Here is a 16,881-nt window from a genome sequence, read left to right as displayed (position 1 = left end):
GAACATGCAGTGGCAGTATCAACCCGAGCGAACCTCGATGCGCCGGCCACGCGCACGCTCTTCCTTGGGCAGTTCGACACGCAGCACACCGTTGCTGCATATGGCTCTGGCCTTCTCGGCAATGACCGGAGCGGGAAGCTGGAAGGCGCGGCGGAAACTGCCGAAGGTGCACTGCCGGACGCGATAACGCCCATTGCCCTGCTCCTGCTCGATGCGTTTTTCACCGCGAATGATCAAGGCATCGCCCCGCACTTCCAGATTCAGATCCTCCTTCACCATTCCGGGCACCTCGAGGCGAATGACGACCTGGTCGCCATCCTCGTAAAGATCGCCGGCCAGCAATCCCCAGTTCGAGGCAAGTGCCGGTGCTGAAGTAGCATCCTCCGAGACGTTCCTGCTCCGGTTGACAGGCGTGAAGCGCGTCAGGGCCTCGCTGGTGCGATCGCGAAGCTGACGCCAGCCCTCGCCCAGCGAATGCCAGGTTTCCTCCAGGCCATGTTTGAGTTCAGCTAGTTTGTCCATGGGTCGCCCTCCACACGCTCAAGGCCCTACTCGCTTTTCACGACGATCTTGCGCGGCTGGGCATGTGCATGTTTGGGAACGCGCACGTTCAGCACGCCGTCCCGTAGCTCAGCGTCGATCCGGGTCGTGTCCAGTTCGGAGCTCAAGGTGAAGGCTCGCCTGAATCGCGACAGCTGGACCTCTGCGTAGACGGCCTCCAACTGTTCGCTCAACTGCGGCATGATCTCCCCTTCCAGCACAAGCGTGTCACCGTCCACATTGACCACGAGATGGTCCTTGGGCACGCCCGGTAGGTCCGCAAACAGTTGGATTCCGTTTTCGTCTTCAAATACATCGACACGCGGCAGCAGTGTTTGGGTTTCAGTTTCGCCGCGCACGACCGCTTGCTTGTCGTTCATGGTGATTCCTCCTTCAAACCGTTGCTGTTACTGAATGGCTATGCGCTTGGGCTGCAGCGCTTCGCGCCGCGGTAGCGAAATGCGCAGAACACCGTCGCAACAGTGAGCTTCGACCTTGTCGGTATCGACCTGATCATTGAGGCTCACGGTACGCTTGAACCGTCCGGAAAAACGCTCGTTGGCGTACACCGAGCAATTGCCCTCCTGTGCGCTGCGCGCCGGCCGGCGCTCACCGGAAATCGACAGCAACCCTCGGTGAATCTGCAGATCGAGGTCGCTCGGGTCGACGCCGGGAACGAAGGCGTAGACCTCCAGGCTGGACGGCGTGCTCGCGACATTGATGGCAGGAAAAGCACCACTGGCCAAGGCACGAATACTGCCTGGGCGCCCCAGACCCGTTCCCAGCACATGTTGCAGTTCGCGCTGCAGCCTCTCGAACTCGGCAATGGGATCGCTCGACAGATTAAGAAGGGACTCGTACATGACAATCCTCCTTCAAGCTGACTGAAATGATCTCGAACAGGAGGCATGAAGCGCCGGGCTGCGGCCCCTGACGACGGAATTATGTGAGCGATTTCGAGGTTTTCAAGCCCCGGTTTGAACGAATATGGAATTACAGATACGCGCTCTTTTTCCCCTTGAATCTTTGCCTTGGCGCCATTCACACAGAGCCTAGGCAACTCGATCATCGCGCTCACGCAACAGCCAATAGGTCAGCCCCAGGGCCAGGGTCGCGCCAGCAAGCGCCGCGACTTTGGCCGGGCTGACATCGGGATCAAGGATCACGATCTTGCGGGACAGCGCGATCAACCCGATCAACAGGACCGTCTTGACCTGAATGATGCTGTCACGGCGCAAGACAACGCGCACGATGGAATGCTTGAATTCCATCGCGATCAGCAGCGTCATGACCATGCCGAACACATTCTGGAAGGTCCGGTGGTCCAGCGGATTGAACGCATCGATGATCAGCAGGCTGAAGACTATCTGGATCAGCTGCACCAGCGACACCACGATAACCAGCGCGATCACCATCGATAGAATGTGGGCGACGATCTGCTCGAAACGCTCGTAAAACGTCATCACCGCCCACTCGCGACGCAGTCGCATGCGTGTGGTCTCGGGCTGATTGCTGTCCTTCATGCGTCACCCCTTCAGCAGCAGATCATTGCAACGAGAAAGTGCAGCCTTCGGCAGCGCTTCACGCATTTTCACTGTCGAGCTCTTTGACCGGCACGGCTTGCCGCCGGTCGAACCCGACCCGCTCCGCCTTGTCGTCCCAGCGCGCATGGGCCTGATCACCCTTGCCAATGCCGCCGCCGAGTATTTCACGCGCCAGTGCCGTCTCCAGCTCGCTGCGGATCAGTCGCTTGAGCTCGCGGGCACCGAATTCGGGTTTGTAGCCCTCTTCCGCCAAGTGATCGACCAGCGTCTCGTCGAACGTCAGCGTCACGCCCTGGCTCGCGGCATTACGGGCCACGCGATCGAGTTGCAGGCCGACGATGTGGCGGATCTCTTGCTTGCCCAGGGCATGGAAGACGATGATTTCGTCGATGCGGTTGAGGAACTCGGGGCGAAAGTGCCCGCGCAGCACGTCCTTCACCTCGGCCTTGGTCTTCTCGTATTCCTCGCCAGCCGCTCCGGGCGCATTCAGCCGGCGCTGAATGATGTCGGAGCCCAGGTTGGACGTGGCGATGATAATGGTGTTGGTGAAGTCCACCACGCGCCCCTTACCATCGGTCAGTCGCCCGTCGTCGAACACCTGCAGCAGGATGTTGTAGACGTCGGGGTGGGCCTTCTCGATCTCGTCGAGCAGCAGCACGCTATAGGGCTTGCGCCGGACCTTTTCGGTAAGCTGGCCACCTTCGTCATAACCGACGTAGCCGGGGGGCGCGCCCACCAGCCGAGCCACGGAATGGCGCTCGCCATACTCCGACATGTCGATGCGCAACAGGGCCCCCTCGTCGCCGTAGATGGATTCCGCCAGCGCCTTGGCGAGCTCAGTCTTGCCGACGCCAGTGGAACCCAGGAACAGGAACGTGGCCACGGGCTTGCTGCCTTCGCGCAGACCCGCGCGCGACAGCCGCACCGCATCCGCCACCGCGCGTACCGCCTCGTCCTGCCCCACCAGGCGTTCGTGCAGCCGCTGCTCCAGGTGCAGCAGTTTCTCGCGCTCCTCCACCGTCAGCTCATTGACCGGGATGCCGGTCAGACGCGAGACGATCTGTGCAACGTGCTCCGCCTTGACTTCGGCGCTGCCCGAACCGCGCTCGCGCTCCCAGTCCGCGACGCGCTCCTTGAGTTCGGCCTCCTTGGCTTCGATGCGCTTGCTGATCTGCGCCGCATTGTCATATCGCTTGCGGGAAGCCGCGTAGTTCTGCTCCCGGCGCAACTGGTGCAGTTCGGATTCCATTTCCTGCACCGCCACCGGGCGGGCCGTCGCCGATAGCTTCACGCGGGCGGCAGCCTGATCAAGCAAGTCGATGGCCTTGTCCGGCAGGAAGCGCGCGGTGACGTAGCGGTCGGACAGTTCGGCGGCAGCGATGATCGCGTCCTCGGTGATGCTGACCTTGTGGTGCGCTTCAAAGGTATCGCGCAGGCCGCGCAGGATCATGATGGTCTGCGCCACCGTTGGCTCGGGCACCATGACCGGCTGGAAGCGCCGCTCCAGCGCGGCGTCCTGCTCGATGTACTTCTGGTACTCGTTGAGCGTCGTCGCGCCGATCAGGTTCAGCTCACCGCGCGCCATCATCGGCTTGAAGACGTTGGCCACGTCCAAGCCGCCTTCGCCACCACCCTGGCCGGCGCCCACAATGGTGTGCACCTCGTCGATGAAGAGGATCATCTCGCCTTGGTGCTCGGAGATCTCCTTCAGCACCTTCTGCACGCGCTCCTCGAACTCGCCACGGTACTTCGCGCCGGCCACCATGGAATTGATGTTCAGCTCGACCAGGCGCTTGTCGCGCAGCGTCTCGGGTACCTCGCCGGCCACCATGCGCTGTGCCAATCCCTCGACGATGGCGGTCTTGCCCACGCCAGGCTCGCCGATCAGTACGGGGTTGTTCTTCTTGCGCCGCGCCAGCACCTCGATGGTGGTTTCGATTTCCTGCGCGCGGCCGATGACCGGATCCAGCTTGCCCGCATGGGCCATCTTGGTGAGATCGCGCGAATACTTGTCGAGCTCCGGCGTATTGGTCGGCGCCTCGGCGCGGCCATCCTCCGCCCCTTTGCCAACCACCTTGTTTACCCGCTGGCGCAGGGCCTGCGGCGTGAGGCCATAGCGGCGCAGCAAGTTGGCGGCCAGCCCTTCGCCCTCCTCTGCTAGCCCGATCAGAAGGTGCTCGGGTCCGACGTAAGCGTGGCCTAATTCATTCGAGGCGACAAAGGCGCGACTGAGCGCATCCTTCACGCGAGGCGACACGCCGATTTCTCCTTCAAACGGTTTGTCGCCGCGCTTGGCTTCGGCCTCGATCTGGCGTTTGAGGTCATCGACCTTGATCTTGAACTGGCTGAGGACGGTCTTCACCACGTCGCTGTCGGCTAGGGCCAGCAGCAGGTGCTCAGTATCGACTTCGGGCCGACCGAACTCCGTGGCACGCTTGGCAGCTTCCTGCAACAGGGCCTCGGAGTGTTCGCTGATGCGGCTGGCCAGCCCGCTGCCACGACGCCGCGGCGTGCCAGCCCCTGCGGGGGCAGGTTCGCCAGACGACGCTTCGGCCACATCATCGGCACCCGCGGCAACGGATACTGAGTCTCCTCCGTTGCGGAAGAAATCGCTGCCGATGAAATCCTCAAACAAACCGCTGCGCGAGCCGAAAAGGGCCTCCAGTGGGGAAAGGGTGCGCTTTTGCTGGCGCACCAATTGGCGATAGTGATCATTACACAACAGCATTGTGCTGTGGCGGCCATTGACCTTGGCTTCCACCCGTGTCGTAGCGGGTTGGCCACAGACCTGGCACTGTTTGCTGGCCATGCGGGCGCTCCTTGAATCATTGAGGCGACGAAGTGGAGCCTGCCGCAGCTCCTCGTCTGCTGGAGGGCCTTCGTGACAACTGCCATGGAATCTCCGAGTCAGCTTCAATTCGGAATCAAACGGCTTTGCTTCGATGCACGCGCTTCGCGCTCGTCGAGGATGATCGTCAGCAGCCCATTGTCGAATGGGCGCTTGATCAAAACCTGATCGGCATCGTCAGGCAGGTTCAAGGGTCGCGAACAACAGCCGTTGTAGCGTTCGGCACGAGGGAAGGCGCACTTCTGCTGCTCTCGTAGCAGTCGGGCGTGATCGGGATGTTCTTTCCTTGAGACCAGGCAATTCGAAGGAAAGCCAGCACTGCATCCGTGATGTCCAGCGCCAGCTTCAGCATGCCTGGCAGGCAAGCGCGGGCGGGCGAGCGCCGCAAACAGATGCGGCCAGCCCAAGGGAACTTTTGCAATACTCGCTAAAGTCTGCGCCTGGTAGTCTGGAAGTCAAGAAGTATCTGCGGTTTGCTCAGAGAAAGTCAGCGGGCGGTGGTCAGGCCGCTGCAAGCCGAATTCAGCCGCATGCGCTCCATCTGATACGTTCTTTTATCGATCACCTGAGTCTTTCTCGTGGCAGGCCCACTGCTTTAAAAGATTTCGCGATCGGGGTGCGATCGGACTGCGCCCAGGCACTCACTTCTGCAGACGCTCAGGGAACCGGAAGGCCTCGCAAGCACACAGGAATCCCACCATGAACACCTTCTGCACGAGCTATCACAGCATGGTGCTTCCCGAGTCTCAGCGCGACATACTCGGTATGATCGCGACCAATCATCAACTGCACGACATCCTCACCGCCATCTGCTTGATGATCGACGCCCAGGATCCCGGTACGCTGTGTTCGATACTGCTCACCGATGCGCAAGGCAAGCATTTGCTCAAAGGTGCCGCGCCTGGCCTGCCGCCTGCATACAGCGAGGCGATCCATGGCATGCCCATCGGTCCTCAGGAAGGCACGTGTGGCACGGCTGCATTCCGGCGCGAGCTGGTGGTGACCGCAGATATAGCCCGGGATCCGAGCTGGGAGCGTTTTCGCAGCCTGGCGCTAGGGTACAATCTGCGCTCCTGCTGGTCGTTGCCATTACTCTCGCATCAGGGCTCCGTACTTGGGACATTTGCGCTGTACCAAGATCAGGCGATTGCGCCAAGCGAGATGCAGATCCAAAGGTTGACCTGCGCGGCGCACCTGGCTGCCATTGCTATCCGGCATGAGCGTGACGGCCAACGCCTGGAGGAAAGTGAACAACGGTTTCGCTCATTGTTCACCTACAACCCCAACCCGGTTTTCGCCCTCGACATGGCGGGCAACATCCAGAGTGTGAACCCGGCTGGCCTGAAGCTTAACGCTGGCGCGGCAACTGATCTTGTCGGTCAACATTTCTCCTACCTCGTTTTCGAAGAAGACCTGCCGCGAGTGAATCAGCATTTTTCCGCGGCCCGCGCCGGTGAGCCGCAGCGATTCGAGGCAAGGGTGCGCGACGAGAGCGACGACAAGCAGTTGACCATGGATATCGCAAACCTGCCGATCATGGTAAATGGAGAGATCGTCGGGGTATTCGGTATCGCTCGGGATATCAGCGAGCAGAAGCATTACGAGCGCCAGCTGAGTATCAGTGCCAGCCATGACGGACTGACCGGTTTGCTTAACCGCCTGTCCCTGGAAGACCGGCTTGTCCTAGAGTGTCGCAGCAGCCTTCAACGTAAGCGTCAACTAGCGGTCATGTACATCGACCTGGATGGATTCAAATCCATCAACGACTCCATCGGGCACTACTTCGGCGATCAGGTGCTGATCGAGGTGGCACAGCGCATGACTCAGCAAGTCCGTCCAGCTGATGCCGTCGTGCGCATGGGCGGCGATGAGTTTGTCGTTCTGCTGACGGACCTGCTTCGTGACGAAGACGTTGTCCCGGTGGCCGAGCGACTGCTGGAAAGCATTGGCAAACCCTACTGTATCCAGGGCATTGACCTGCACGTCAGTGCAAGTATCGGTATTACGCTAAGCGATGGTCACCTCGAACAGCCGATGCAGCTGACCCAGCAGGCTGACATGGCCATGTACAAAGCCAAGCAACAAGGTAGGAACAACTTTCAGTGGTACACCAGCGATCTTAACGATCGAGTTTGCGAGCACCGAAGCCTACGTAATGACCTACAAAAGGCTATCGAAACTCAATCGTTCAGCCTGCATTATCAACCGCAAATAGAGGCCCACACGCGTCGGGTGGTCGGAATCGAAGCGTTGTTGCGTTGGACGCATCCGATCAAAGGATACATCTCTCCAGCGGAGTTTGTACCGGTGGCAGAGGACAGTGGTCAAATTATCCCGCTGAGCCTCTGGGTACTCGATACGGCGTGCGCGCAGTTGCGCAATCTATGTGATCAGGGTTTCAACGGCATCTCGATGGCCGTAAATATTTCGCCGGTGCATTTTCAGCGCGGTCAGTTCGTTGAATGTATCCAGGCAGTGCTGAACAAATACGGGCTTAGCGCAGGGCAATTGGAATTGGAGATAACTGAGTCGCTCCTGCTGCACAACGTTGAAATCGCAATTGAAACCTTGCACCGCCTTAAAGACTTGGGTGTACGCATTGCGCTGGATGATTTCGGTACAGGATTTTCCAGCCTCAGTTATCTCAAGTGTTTGCCCATCGACAAAATCAAGATTGATCGCTCTTTCATCCAGGACATCTCGGCTAACCCACACGATGCAGCAATTACTCAAGGCATTATTTCCATGGCCCATCACCTCAGCCTGTCAGTGGTCGCGGAAGGCGTGGAAACTGCGGCTCAGGTGGACTTCCTGGAACGTGGTCGATGCGATATTTTCCAGGGATATTACTTTGCTAGACCCATGTCGCATGAGGCACTCAGGTTTTTCTTGGCCGATCAGATAACCTATAATTAACACGTTTATTTAATAACCAAAAGATCGATTCCACTCATGCAGCGTTTTCAGCCTTCGTCGACCAACGTCGAGCAGATCTGATCTACCGGGCGACCGACAGCAAAACCCTGCTGGATCTGCGGCCAAGGGAATACCCGCACCAAGTGCCCGTTCAATCAAAGCAGTCATTAGTCCACGGCCACGTCTGTTACAACGGTCAATACAGAATCCAACGTGCCATCGGGCCGATAGCAAAATTGCACATGAACGGATTTTAGGGGGCAACAGGGTTGCTGTTCCGCCAACCATTCATTCAGCGCCCCGACCAGAATACGGGCTTCGACGATGGCGTCTTCCGTACCGTCAAAAACCAACATTGCCATGGTTATTTCCTCAGTTTGACGGGTTGATATCCTCTTGCTGCTTTGTGAGCGATGCCCATCATTGGCAGCACCATGGGGACCCTGGCTTCCTGTATCGAACACCTCCGATTGCACGATGATTCACACCGGGCTTATTGCCACTACACCGCCGCCCTCCGTAGCAACCAGTCTGCAACTTTAGGTGGCTTCATTCGCAACAGGGTCCGATATGATCAGTTGGGTACATTAGGCGGGCAGAGCCGCCTGCCGAACCCGAGAATCAGGAACGACTCGCCTTTGGAAGCTCAATCAATCAGCTAGGACATGGTGGTGTTGGCGCGCTGGATATTGACGTTCGGCATGCCGAGAGTTTCAGCCTGGATAGGCTGAGTTAACCATTTCTTAGCGCCAGAGCCTGGTCGCTTGGGTCCATGCCTGTGGATCAGGCGCAAACGGCACAGGACAAATGTCAGAAGTCTTGCGCAGTCGGACGCAGAACAATCTCGTTGATGTCGACATCTGCAGGTTGCTCGATCGCATAAGCGATGGCCCGTGCAACCGAGTCAGCCGGGATGGCCTTCTTGTAAAATTCGCCAACGACCTCGGCGCTCGGCTGGTACCCGCTGCCGAACTTCAGTTCGGAATCCACTGCGCCCGGTTCGATAGTCGTCGTGCGAATATTCGCGCCGACTTCATGACGCAGGCCATCGGAAATGGCGCGCACCGCGTACTTGGTGCCGCTGTACACCGATCCACCGGGGCTGAATACTTTGATGCCGGCGACCGAAGAAATGTTGATGAAGTGACCGCTTGCCTGTTGTTCGAAAAACGGCAATGCGGCCGCGATGCCATACAATACGCCCTTGATGTTGATATCGATCATACGATCCCACTCGTCGGTGCGCAGTTGCGAAATCGGAGAGATCGCCATCAACCCTGCGTTGTTGATCATTACATCGATGCGACCGAATACCTCGACTGCCTTGGCAACCAGCGCAGACAAGTCCTCCTTGCGTGTCACATCGGTCGGATGGGCAATCGCCTTGCCGCCTGCAGTGGCGATCTCCGCGACAATCGCGTCCAGACGGTCCTGGCGCCTGGCGCCAAGCACCACAAGGGCGCCGAGCGCCGCCAGATGACGCGCCGTTGCTTCGCCTAGACCGCTACTCGCACCCGTGATGACGACCACCTTATCCTGGATGTTCTTACTCATATTCAGCGCTCCTGTTGAGACCTGTCGGGATGGAGACTGCAGTCTGCGCTGGTTTTATTCGTCAGAGAATGGAAGTGTTAGGATTTGAGAATTCCATTTTCTGGAACGGGAGTTGAGGGCTATGCCTAATCGCATGGAACTGATTCGGATATTCACAGTGGCCGCACAATCGACCACGTTCCGCGATGCAGCCACCCGCCTCGGCACCTCACCGCAGACGGTGACACGTGCCATCAAGGAACTGGAGAGTACGCTGGGTGAGCTGTTGTTCCACCGCAGCACACGGCAGGTTCATGTCACCACTTTTGGTGCCAAACTCGCCTTGCAGGCCCAGGAAACCTTGGACCGGGTGGATCAGTTGTTTATCACCCACAGCAAACAGGAGGCTAAAGGCGTTGTCGGCATCACGGCCCCACACGCCATTGGCAAGCTGTATCTGGTCGAATTTCTGAAACCGCTGATACGGGAAAACCCGGGCCTGAGCATCGACCTGAGCCTGGATGACCAACTGACCGACGCGGTGGCCAACAAGATCGACATCGGTATTCGTGTCGGCGCGGTGCGTGATAGGCGCTATATCGCTAGAACAGTGGCCCATGTCAGCCTGAAAATCGTTGCGGCCCCGTCACTCCTCGCCACCGTGCACCGCCCTGGCAGCATCGAAGAACTGAAACGCTTGCCGCTGTCCATGCTGATTGATCGAAAAAACGGTCGCCCCTGGCCGTGGGTGCTTGCCGAGGGGCGAACGTTTCTGCCTACCTCCCCTGCCTTCAGCTGCGATGACCCGGAAACCGAGCGAGAGATCGTTCTGGCCGGAATCGCCTTTGGGCAAATGCCCGATTACTTGGCAGAACCCTACCTGTCTGAAGGGCGCCTGGTCGAGGTCATGCAACAGGAAGCGCCGCCGCCTTCCGAACTGATCATGTACCGTCCTCAATCAGGGCCAGTGGCACCGCGAGTGAGGCTGATATACGACCACCTGGTTAACTGTTTCTCTGATCCGCGTGCTTTTGCGCGGACCAATCGCTGAGTTCGAAGGGACGCTCGAGTTTGCACTACGCTTATATTTCGAATATTATCGAATTATCGAATTATAAGCCCTCGGAGAAAATTGACTGTCGACCGGACACGTCGTTTCAAGGATGGTGGATTGGACTTGCTCAGCGTCAGTTTCGGGCTCAACATCGTTGTATAGAAAGCCCTCAAGGCCTAGGTTTCACGACGCGAAGCTACCGATGGTATGGGTTGAATAGCCTCGGCTAGGGACCTACGCACGCTGAGCGTCAGCGAAGACGCGCTTAAGGACTGCAACCGGACCTGGAGATTATTGGCCGGGCATATCTCGGCAATCCTGATTGGTCCAATTTCGCCGCTCATGAGTTGGGGGCAGGGAGCGTGTGACCTGGACTTGCCCGATCTACTGGTTTTAACGCTACAAGTGCTCTCGCCGGGTGAGGACGCTCGCACGGCCTCCGAGATCAATATTGATTGTCAGGCCGTCACCTGGAGAGCAGTTTCGGGCCGCACGGCCTCTATTCAGACGTGTCGGTTAGCGAGGTCCCATTTTTTTTATGCATATCGGCCGGAGGTTTGATGAACACCCCTTTAACACTGATTGCCACTTTGGTCGCAAAGGCAGGCTTCGAAGCCGAGCTCGAACAGACGCTGCGGGCCCTGCAGGGTTCAAGCCGGGGCGAAGTGGACTGTATCCAGTATGACTTGCACCGTGATGCCGAGCAGGCGCGCACTTTCCACATGATCGAGCAGTGGCGGGACGAGGCGGCGCTAACGGCTCACGAAGCGACAACACATTTTCGAGCAGCGCTCCCGCTCATCGAACGTGCTGCTGAAAAATTTTCGATCACGAAAATGCATCGCATGTCCTGAGGAGCTTCGAATGAAAGCCATTGCACACTTTAAATGTCTGCCTATTGAACATCCCGACGCCTTGGTGGAGATCGATATACCCGAGCCAGTGCCAGGGCCGCGCGACTTGCTAGTAGAGGTAAAGGCCGTGTCGGTCAATCCTGTCGATACCAAGGTACGGCAGGGCTATGTGCCGCATGCGGACGAAAGCCAGCCGCGGATCCTCGGCTGGGACGCTGCCGGGGTGGTCAAGTCGGTCGGCAGCGACGTGACGTTTTTTAAACCCGGTGACAGAGTCTGGTACGCGGGATCACTGATCCGCCCGGGGAGCAACAGTGAGCTGCAACTGGTGGATGAGCGTATCGTCGGTTCAATGCCACAGTCGCTGGAATTCGGCCAAGCTGCGGCATTGCCACTCACTTCCCTGACCGCTTGGGAATTACTCTTTGATCGCCTAGGTATTGCACGGGATCCCACCGACCGAGGAGAAACACTGCTGATCATTGGCGCTGCAGGCGGGGTAGGTTCAATTCTAATTCAACTGGCGCGTCAGCTAACAGGGTTGACGATCATTAGTACGGCTTCGCGCCCTGAAACCCAGGCCTGGGTTACCGAGCTTGGTGCGCATCATGTCATCGACCATACCAAGCCACTTAGTGAAGAGCTAAAGCGCATCGGTATAGCGCAGGTCAGCCATGTCGCAAGCCTGACCCAGACCGATAGGCACTACGAACAAATCATCGAGTCACTGAAACCTCAAGGCAAGCTGGGCCTGATAGATGATCCGGCCACCCTTGACGCCGTGCCGCTGAAGCGCAAGAGCCTGTCGTTGCACTGGGAGCTTATGTACACCCGCTCGCTCTACGAAACAGAGGACATGCAGGAGCAGCGCAACATCCTTAACGAAGTTGCGCGGCGGATTGATGCGGGTAACTTGCGCACCACAGTTGGCGAAAACTATGGGCCCATCAGCGCAGAAAATCTTCGTCGTGCCCATGCTCTGCTGGAAAGCGGAAAGGCGAAGGGGAAAGTCGTGCTGGAAGGCTTTTGAGGGAGTTGATTAAAACAGCTTATACCCCTGTCCAGTTACCTTGAACTCGTCCCTCGAACCTCAGGCATCTGTACGATACCTACGCCTTGGACTGCGGCTCGGTTTAGGGCGTCTAGGTCAGCAGTGACAAAACGTGGAGAGTGAGGAACCTCCACTCGATCCCCAGAGGGACCGATAAAGGCCCAGCGGTGGTCGCGGTTGGCTGGAGCCAGGTCCATGCTCGGCAATCCGATTAGATCAACTGGGACTTCCAAATCAATGCCTTCGACCAATGAAGGCTTCGCCACAAGCTTCTGGTAGCTCTCGCCAAAAACTTTGAGGAACGTAAGCGTCCGCCCAACTCACCTTGCGTGAGCTGGGCCGGAGTCCACTGACGGGGTATCAGCCCCTCCTTAGTGGCCTCTTTGTCAGCACCGGTACCCTAGCGAGACTGCGCTGCTTGTTGACCGGAATACGTTGCAGCACACTAAGCGTCCATCGTAAGGAGACGCCCCCACATGAAGGACACGCCTAGCATCCCACTGATTATCCTCGATGTTCAGGATGCTATCGATCAGCCTGTTTGGAATGGTAAAAGCCACCCTGGCTATTTGTCCGTAATCCAGCGCCTTCTGCGGCACTGGCGATCAAATGGCTGGCCTGTCCTTCATGTGAAGCATGATGAAGAGAATCCCACCTCCAGCTATCACGTTCAGCTGACTTTTGTTCGCCGTGTGCAGTTCGAAAAACTTGCGACGGGCATGAGCCATGCAGCCGATTTCAGTGATGCCTTGTTCAAAACCAGCTTTGTAGCCAGCGAAATCATCGCAAACCAGCTTGCCGTTCCAGTCGCCCAGGAAGTTACTTGCATGTTCGCCGGCACGGCTTGGGCTGAAGTCGTAAACCACCGCATTAAGCGCCGAAAACGGCGTCGTGCTGTAGGCCCAGACATAGGCCCGGTGGGTTTTCTTCTCGCCCGGCGCAAGCATTTGCACCGGTGTTTCATCGGCGTGGATTACGCCCTTGCTCAGCACCGCTTCACGCAGTGCATCGACCAGTGGCTGGAGTCGCACGCCAGTTTGCCCAACCCACTGGGCCAAGGTCGAGCGAGCGATGGCCAGTCCGGCGCGACCAAAGATTTTCTCCTGCCGGTACGCCCTCGCCTACCCGCGCTCCGTGCACGACATTAGGCCATCTCTCACCGTCCAGACTTCCTTCTGCAGGCATACTTTGTATCGTCGGCATAATAGCCCAGCGCGTGCAGTAACGGGGACCTCGAAAGCAGCCGACGTTTCTGCTGATCAAGGTGAGTAAACAAAACATCACCAGCGGTACCGACGTCCATCGTTTGGACTTAATGCATCATACAGTGAGTGAAGAACAGCAGTTGCTGTGGATGATCAATGCACTTGATTACCTTGACCAAAGATCTTCTCCGCGGAAGCAGCGAGGCATACAACCAACTTTCACCAACAGGAAGTGAGACAAGGCAACGTCAGCCAAACGGCGGCCATCTGATAATGCTCAGCCAAAATGACGATCAATGTTTACCTCAAAACCAACTTCGTACCTTACATTCAACTCATCTCCTCCACCCTGATAACGAAAGATGATGCAGCAAAGGTTATCGAACACCACAACACATACATTACTTTCCGCGAAGCACTTCGCATTCACAAAGTAAACATCAAGGATGAAGACTCGATACAGAGCAAAGCCTTGTACCCACTCAGCCGCAGTGATAACAATTATCTTAATGGACTTATCACATTTCCTAGGCAGGATTTTTTGGACTGGCTGGCGGCGAATTACGCCACTGAAAAAGGCATCTTGAGGATTTGCCGGCAACGGAACATCTTTACGGGTATGTAAACAACCGTGTCTAACGGCTCCCCGCCCCTCCCCCACTCCTTGCCTCAGTCCTCTGATGGCTTCTGATACCCAATATTGGCCTATCCCTACAGATGGATCGCCTTCGGCTCTCTTGAGAAAATTTGCGTAGCTGCCAAGCTCTCTAACAATTTGCTCAATCGCATCCCTATCGCTTCACTTCCCAAAAAATCTCAACTTCGATGAAATAACGTTCTCTGCGATACTGACCAGCGCCCTCTTAACCTTCTGTTTCATAAGCCGGTCGATCCAGAAGATCGTGAAAAACCACGAAGTCTGTGGCTTTTCACCTACCCGGAGATTTTTCAGTTGCCCCGGATTCACGCATGACGATGCTCCGTTGCGAAGCGCCAGGTACCCTAGCGTTCTCGCATCTGCTGTTTTAGCTTCTCGATCTTTTCTTCCAACCGCTCAGTCTTGGCCTCTGCCACTTGCGGCGCTGCGCGATCGTCTGATTCATCGCTGTTCGATAGCAGCCGACGCTCTGCTCAGTTTGAATTTGCTGCCGTCGATGGCGAAGTTCGATGGGGAGAGGAGATTGGATTGCGGCAGAGCATTACGACCTGTCGGTAAACGGCTTGGCCGTTGGCCCTGCGCCATCCCGTCATAGAGACCGATTCCACTTGCTGCTCAAGGGTTGAGTAGCATCGATGACGAATACCGATGCGGGGCTTACATTTTCCCGTGCTGCTTGCTGCAACGCGGGGCGCCCGTAAAACAACAATGCGCTCACCCAGGCAGTTAGCCAGACGAAAATCCCGGCCCATAAGGTATGTGACATGTAGTGCCAGCCTTGCAATACACGGGCGGTGCCATACAAGAGACCGAGCGAGAGGATAACTACCAGAAGCTTCCGTGTATGCGGCCATCGGTGTCGTAAGGCCACGAAATAAACGGCCAGCAATGTGAAGGCGCTGGAGGCATGGCCACCCGGCCAGCACCGGCCCCCTGGGGTCTTATCCAGCCAATTGAAGTGGGTGAACCATTCCTTGTGAGGGGCTGCTCCACCGTAAAGGGTCGTCTCCACTGGACAGTAGATGCCGGTATGGCTCTTCAGGTAATGGATCACTCCAGTACAGGCCGCGAACGTCACCACGACGTAGAAAAAGTCTCGGCGATGACGCGTGGTGAATCGCAAAACAGTCCCGATGCGGCTTGCTTGAAAAAACCGGCTTGAGGCCAGCCGAGGAAACTTCGCGGTTAGCGGCCAGACAAATGACAGCAGGCTGCCAATGATCGCCAGTTCTCCTGTCCAGTTCGGCAGAACACGTGGCAACTTGTGGGTCGCTTTTTCGAACCATTGATTGTGCAGCAATGGGAATTGGCCGGTCGCTGGGTCGAGCAGCAAATTACTGATCTGTTGGTCGAGGTGAGTCATATCAAATAGCAGGAAAACGACCACGGCCAGCAACAGCGGTATGCCCAGGTTGCATGCATAGAAGGCGGTACGGTAAGAAAGCTGCATGCTTACGATCCTGCCCTGGAATAAAAGTAGTGCCAGGCACTGGCGTTCATCTGGCCAAGAATGCGTGCTTTGCCCTTATCGGCCACAGAGATGAACAGCGCGCTGGCGTAAGCGCTGAAGCGCTCTCCCCCAGCCACTTTAAAGTGCCGCTCCATCTGATCGATGCAACCGCTGTGGGTAATCAATACCATATTGTGCCCACTGTTCTTGTGGCTAAGCGCGGCGTCGGCGAACCCCTTGTTACATTGGCCCAGCCAGGTTTGCGTGAGAATCGGCCTGCCGAAGATGAAGCGGGCCGTTTGCTGAGTGCGAACCTTGGGGCTGCTCAGGAGCTCGGCATTCTCCAGCCCAAGCCGTGCCAGCCCTTTGCCAACATCAGCGGCCACCTTGCTACCGGCGACAGTAATACCCGCCGGGTCACCCAGACAGGCATTGTGCGAGCGGTCACAGCGCTCGGCGTGACGGATCAGCACCATCACCTCGCCCTTGGCCCATTGTGTGTAGATCCCGCTCTCGTGCATTTCCTTCGCACTGCTCAGATCCAACACCTGCGTATGAGAGGCATACCATGTGCAAACAGCAGCAAGCGCAACGAGGGCGCCTACCGTAGCTTTCATCAAATTGCTCGAGTGAAACCGGCGTTTTTGTGAACGCTGGGGAACAGCGGGACGCTGCATGATGCCTTGCTGCATGGTGTCGCTCCGACTGGTAGACGAGGCAGGCAGCAAACAAGCGCGAGCCCCTACGAATCGCGGCACTGTAGGGAGGCATGCATGGCACGTCAGTCAAGCCTATGTGAAAAAAACCTGAAAGGCGGGCGCCGCTGTTCATGGCGTTTTCGACGACTTTCTCAATGTGCTGCCCCATGCCTGGGCCTTTTCATGTCGCCATTCGCGATCAGCCTGGCTTTCGGGCTGCAAGTTTCGCTCTATGTCGGCGGCAGCACTGGCCTGGCACTGGCGAAAGCCATCGTCCCAGCCCGTAGCGTATTGCGGGTCTTGGAGGTAGATGTTGACCTTTTTGCGGAATTCACCCAGTGCCCCGGCCGCTTGTCGACCGCTGGCACAGCCGTCATCGAAGCCGCTGACGAAGGGCGCCGGATAACCTTCAGCCAGGAGGCGCTGACTGGTGCTCTGACATCCGTTGAGCAATGCAAGCGTGAAACAGACAGCTGCCCCCATACAGGCGGTGCGCTGCCAATACCGCAAAATATTCATCTGTTGCACCT

General features: G+C 57.4%; 16 protein-coding genes and 2 pseudogenes. 6 read left to right on the top strand and 12 right to left on the bottom strand.

Annotation, left to right across the window (positions count from 1 at the left end):
* Positions 1-18 precede the first annotated feature (18 nt).
* The 6 genes from JNA92_RS09195 to JNA92_RS09170 all read right to left on the bottom strand — a co-directional run bounded on the left by JNA92_RS09195 (position 19) and on the right by JNA92_RS09170 (position 5,297).
* Positions 19-522, bottom strand: coding sequence for an Hsp20/alpha crystallin family protein (locus JNA92_RS09195; RefSeq protein ID WP_103444534.1), 504 nt, complete (start codon positions 520-522; stop codon positions 19-21).
* A gap of 26 nt (positions 523-548) precedes the next feature.
* Positions 549-920, bottom strand: a complete 372-nt coding sequence (locus JNA92_RS09190; protein WP_021782315.1) for an Hsp20/alpha crystallin family protein — start codon at positions 918-920, stop codon at positions 549-551.
* A gap of 27 nt (positions 921-947) precedes the next feature.
* Positions 948-1,403 carry an Hsp20/alpha crystallin family protein gene (locus JNA92_RS09185; RefSeq protein WP_021782314.1) on the bottom strand — a complete coding sequence of 152 codons (456 nt, stop codon included), beginning with the start codon at positions 1,401-1,403 and terminating at the stop codon, positions 948-950.
* 189 nt (positions 1,404-1,592) lie between these two features.
* Complete coding sequence (locus JNA92_RS09180) at positions 1,593-2,063, bottom strand: phosphate-starvation-inducible PsiE family protein (RefSeq protein WP_103444535.1); 471 nt, start codon at positions 2,061-2,063, stop codon at positions 1,593-1,595.
* A gap of 58 nt (positions 2,064-2,121) precedes the next feature.
* Positions 2,122-4,893: a heat shock survival AAA family ATPase ClpK gene (clpK, locus tag JNA92_RS09175; protein WP_241804390.1), complete on the bottom strand. Its 2,772-nt coding sequence runs from the start codon at positions 4,891-4,893 to the stop codon at positions 2,122-2,124.
* Positions 4,894-4,997: 104 nt separating this feature from the next.
* The gene (locus tag JNA92_RS09170) at positions 4,998-5,297 is read right to left on the bottom strand and encodes an Hsp20 family protein (protein ID WP_241804439.1); all 300 of its coding nucleotides are present in this window, start codon (positions 5,295-5,297) and stop codon (positions 4,998-5,000) included.
* A 334-nt stretch (positions 5,298-5,631) separates the two neighbouring features.
* Here JNA92_RS09170 and JNA92_RS09165 point away from each other — a divergent pair, with 334 nt between their 5' ends.
* Positions 5,632-7,848: a putative bifunctional diguanylate cyclase/phosphodiesterase gene (locus JNA92_RS09165; protein ID WP_241804389.1), complete on the top strand. Its 2,217-nt coding sequence runs from the start codon at positions 5,632-5,634 to the stop codon at positions 7,846-7,848.
* A 167-nt stretch (positions 7,849-8,015) separates the two neighbouring features.
* Here the strand turns inward: JNA92_RS09165 and JNA92_RS09160 are convergent, their stop codons facing one another.
* Both JNA92_RS09160 and JNA92_RS09155 read right to left on the bottom strand, forming a co-directional pair.
* Complete coding sequence (locus JNA92_RS09160) at positions 8,016-8,210, bottom strand: hypothetical protein (RefSeq protein WP_021782310.1); 195 nt, start codon at positions 8,208-8,210, stop codon at positions 8,016-8,018.
* 448 nt (positions 8,211-8,658) lie between these two features.
* Positions 8,659-9,402 (bottom strand): SDR family oxidoreductase, encoded by a 744-nt coding sequence (locus JNA92_RS09155; protein ID WP_021782309.1) that lies wholly within the window; start codon positions 9,400-9,402, stop codon positions 8,659-8,661.
* A 121-nt stretch (positions 9,403-9,523) separates the two neighbouring features.
* On the opposite strand from JNA92_RS09155, the gene JNA92_RS09150 reads away from it, so the two are divergent.
* The 4 genes and pseudogenes from JNA92_RS09150 to JNA92_RS25915 form a co-directional block, all read left to right on the top strand.
* Positions 9,524-10,432 (top strand): LysR family transcriptional regulator, encoded by a 909-nt coding sequence (locus tag JNA92_RS09150; protein ID WP_028697238.1) that lies wholly within the window; start codon positions 9,524-9,526, stop codon positions 10,430-10,432.
* Between the two features lie 563 nt (positions 10,433-10,995).
* The gene (locus JNA92_RS09145; RefSeq protein WP_021782307.1) at positions 10,996-11,289 is read left to right on the top strand and encodes a putative quinol monooxygenase; all 294 of its coding nucleotides are present in this window, start codon (positions 10,996-10,998) and stop codon (positions 11,287-11,289) included.
* A gap of 10 nt (positions 11,290-11,299) precedes the next feature.
* Positions 11,300-12,319: a zinc-binding alcohol dehydrogenase family protein gene (locus JNA92_RS09140; RefSeq protein WP_021782306.1), complete on the top strand. Its 1,020-nt coding sequence runs from the start codon at positions 11,300-11,302 to the stop codon at positions 12,317-12,319.
* Between the two features lie 497 nt (positions 12,320-12,816).
* Positions 12,817-13,011, top strand: a pseudogene (locus tag JNA92_RS25915) (cysteine hydrolase); the annotation flags it as partial.
* Here the strand turns inward: JNA92_RS25915 and JNA92_RS09130 are convergent.
* A pseudogene (locus tag JNA92_RS09130) lies at positions 13,012-13,452 on the bottom strand (IS66 family transposase); the annotation flags it as partial.
* A gap of 379 nt (positions 13,453-13,831) precedes the next feature.
* Here JNA92_RS09130 and JNA92_RS09125 point away from each other — a divergent pair.
* A complete protein-coding gene (locus JNA92_RS09125; RefSeq protein ID WP_241804388.1) occupies positions 13,832-14,170 on the top strand; it encodes a hypothetical protein in 339 nt (112 codons plus the stop codon).
* Positions 14,171-14,792: 622 nt separating this feature from the next.
* On the opposite strand, the gene JNA92_RS09120 is transcribed toward JNA92_RS09125, so the two are convergent.
* The 3 genes from JNA92_RS09120 to JNA92_RS09110 all read right to left on the bottom strand — a co-directional run bounded on the left by JNA92_RS09120 (position 14,793) and on the right by JNA92_RS09110 (position 16,870).
* Positions 14,793-15,653, bottom strand: a complete 861-nt coding sequence (locus JNA92_RS09120) for a phosphatase PAP2 family protein (RefSeq protein WP_241804387.1) — start codon at positions 15,651-15,653, stop codon at positions 14,793-14,795.
* A gap of 2 nt (positions 15,654-15,655) precedes the next feature.
* Positions 15,656-16,345 (bottom strand): histidine phosphatase family protein, encoded by a 690-nt coding sequence (locus tag JNA92_RS09115; RefSeq protein ID WP_241804386.1) that lies wholly within the window; start codon positions 16,343-16,345, stop codon positions 15,656-15,658.
* Between the two features lie 135 nt (positions 16,346-16,480).
* Complete coding sequence (locus tag JNA92_RS09110; protein WP_431312457.1) at positions 16,481-16,870, bottom strand: hypothetical protein; 390 nt, start codon at positions 16,868-16,870, stop codon at positions 16,481-16,483.
* Positions 16,871-16,881: the final 11 nt, after the last annotated feature.

This window comes from Pseudomonas putida (assembly GCF_022627325.1).
Taxonomy (GTDB): Bacteria; Pseudomonadota; Gammaproteobacteria; order Pseudomonadales; family Pseudomonadaceae; genus Aquipseudomonas; species Aquipseudomonas putida_X.
Note: the sequence above shows the minus strand (reverse complement) of the source record. Positions and strands in the feature narration are given on the sequence as shown.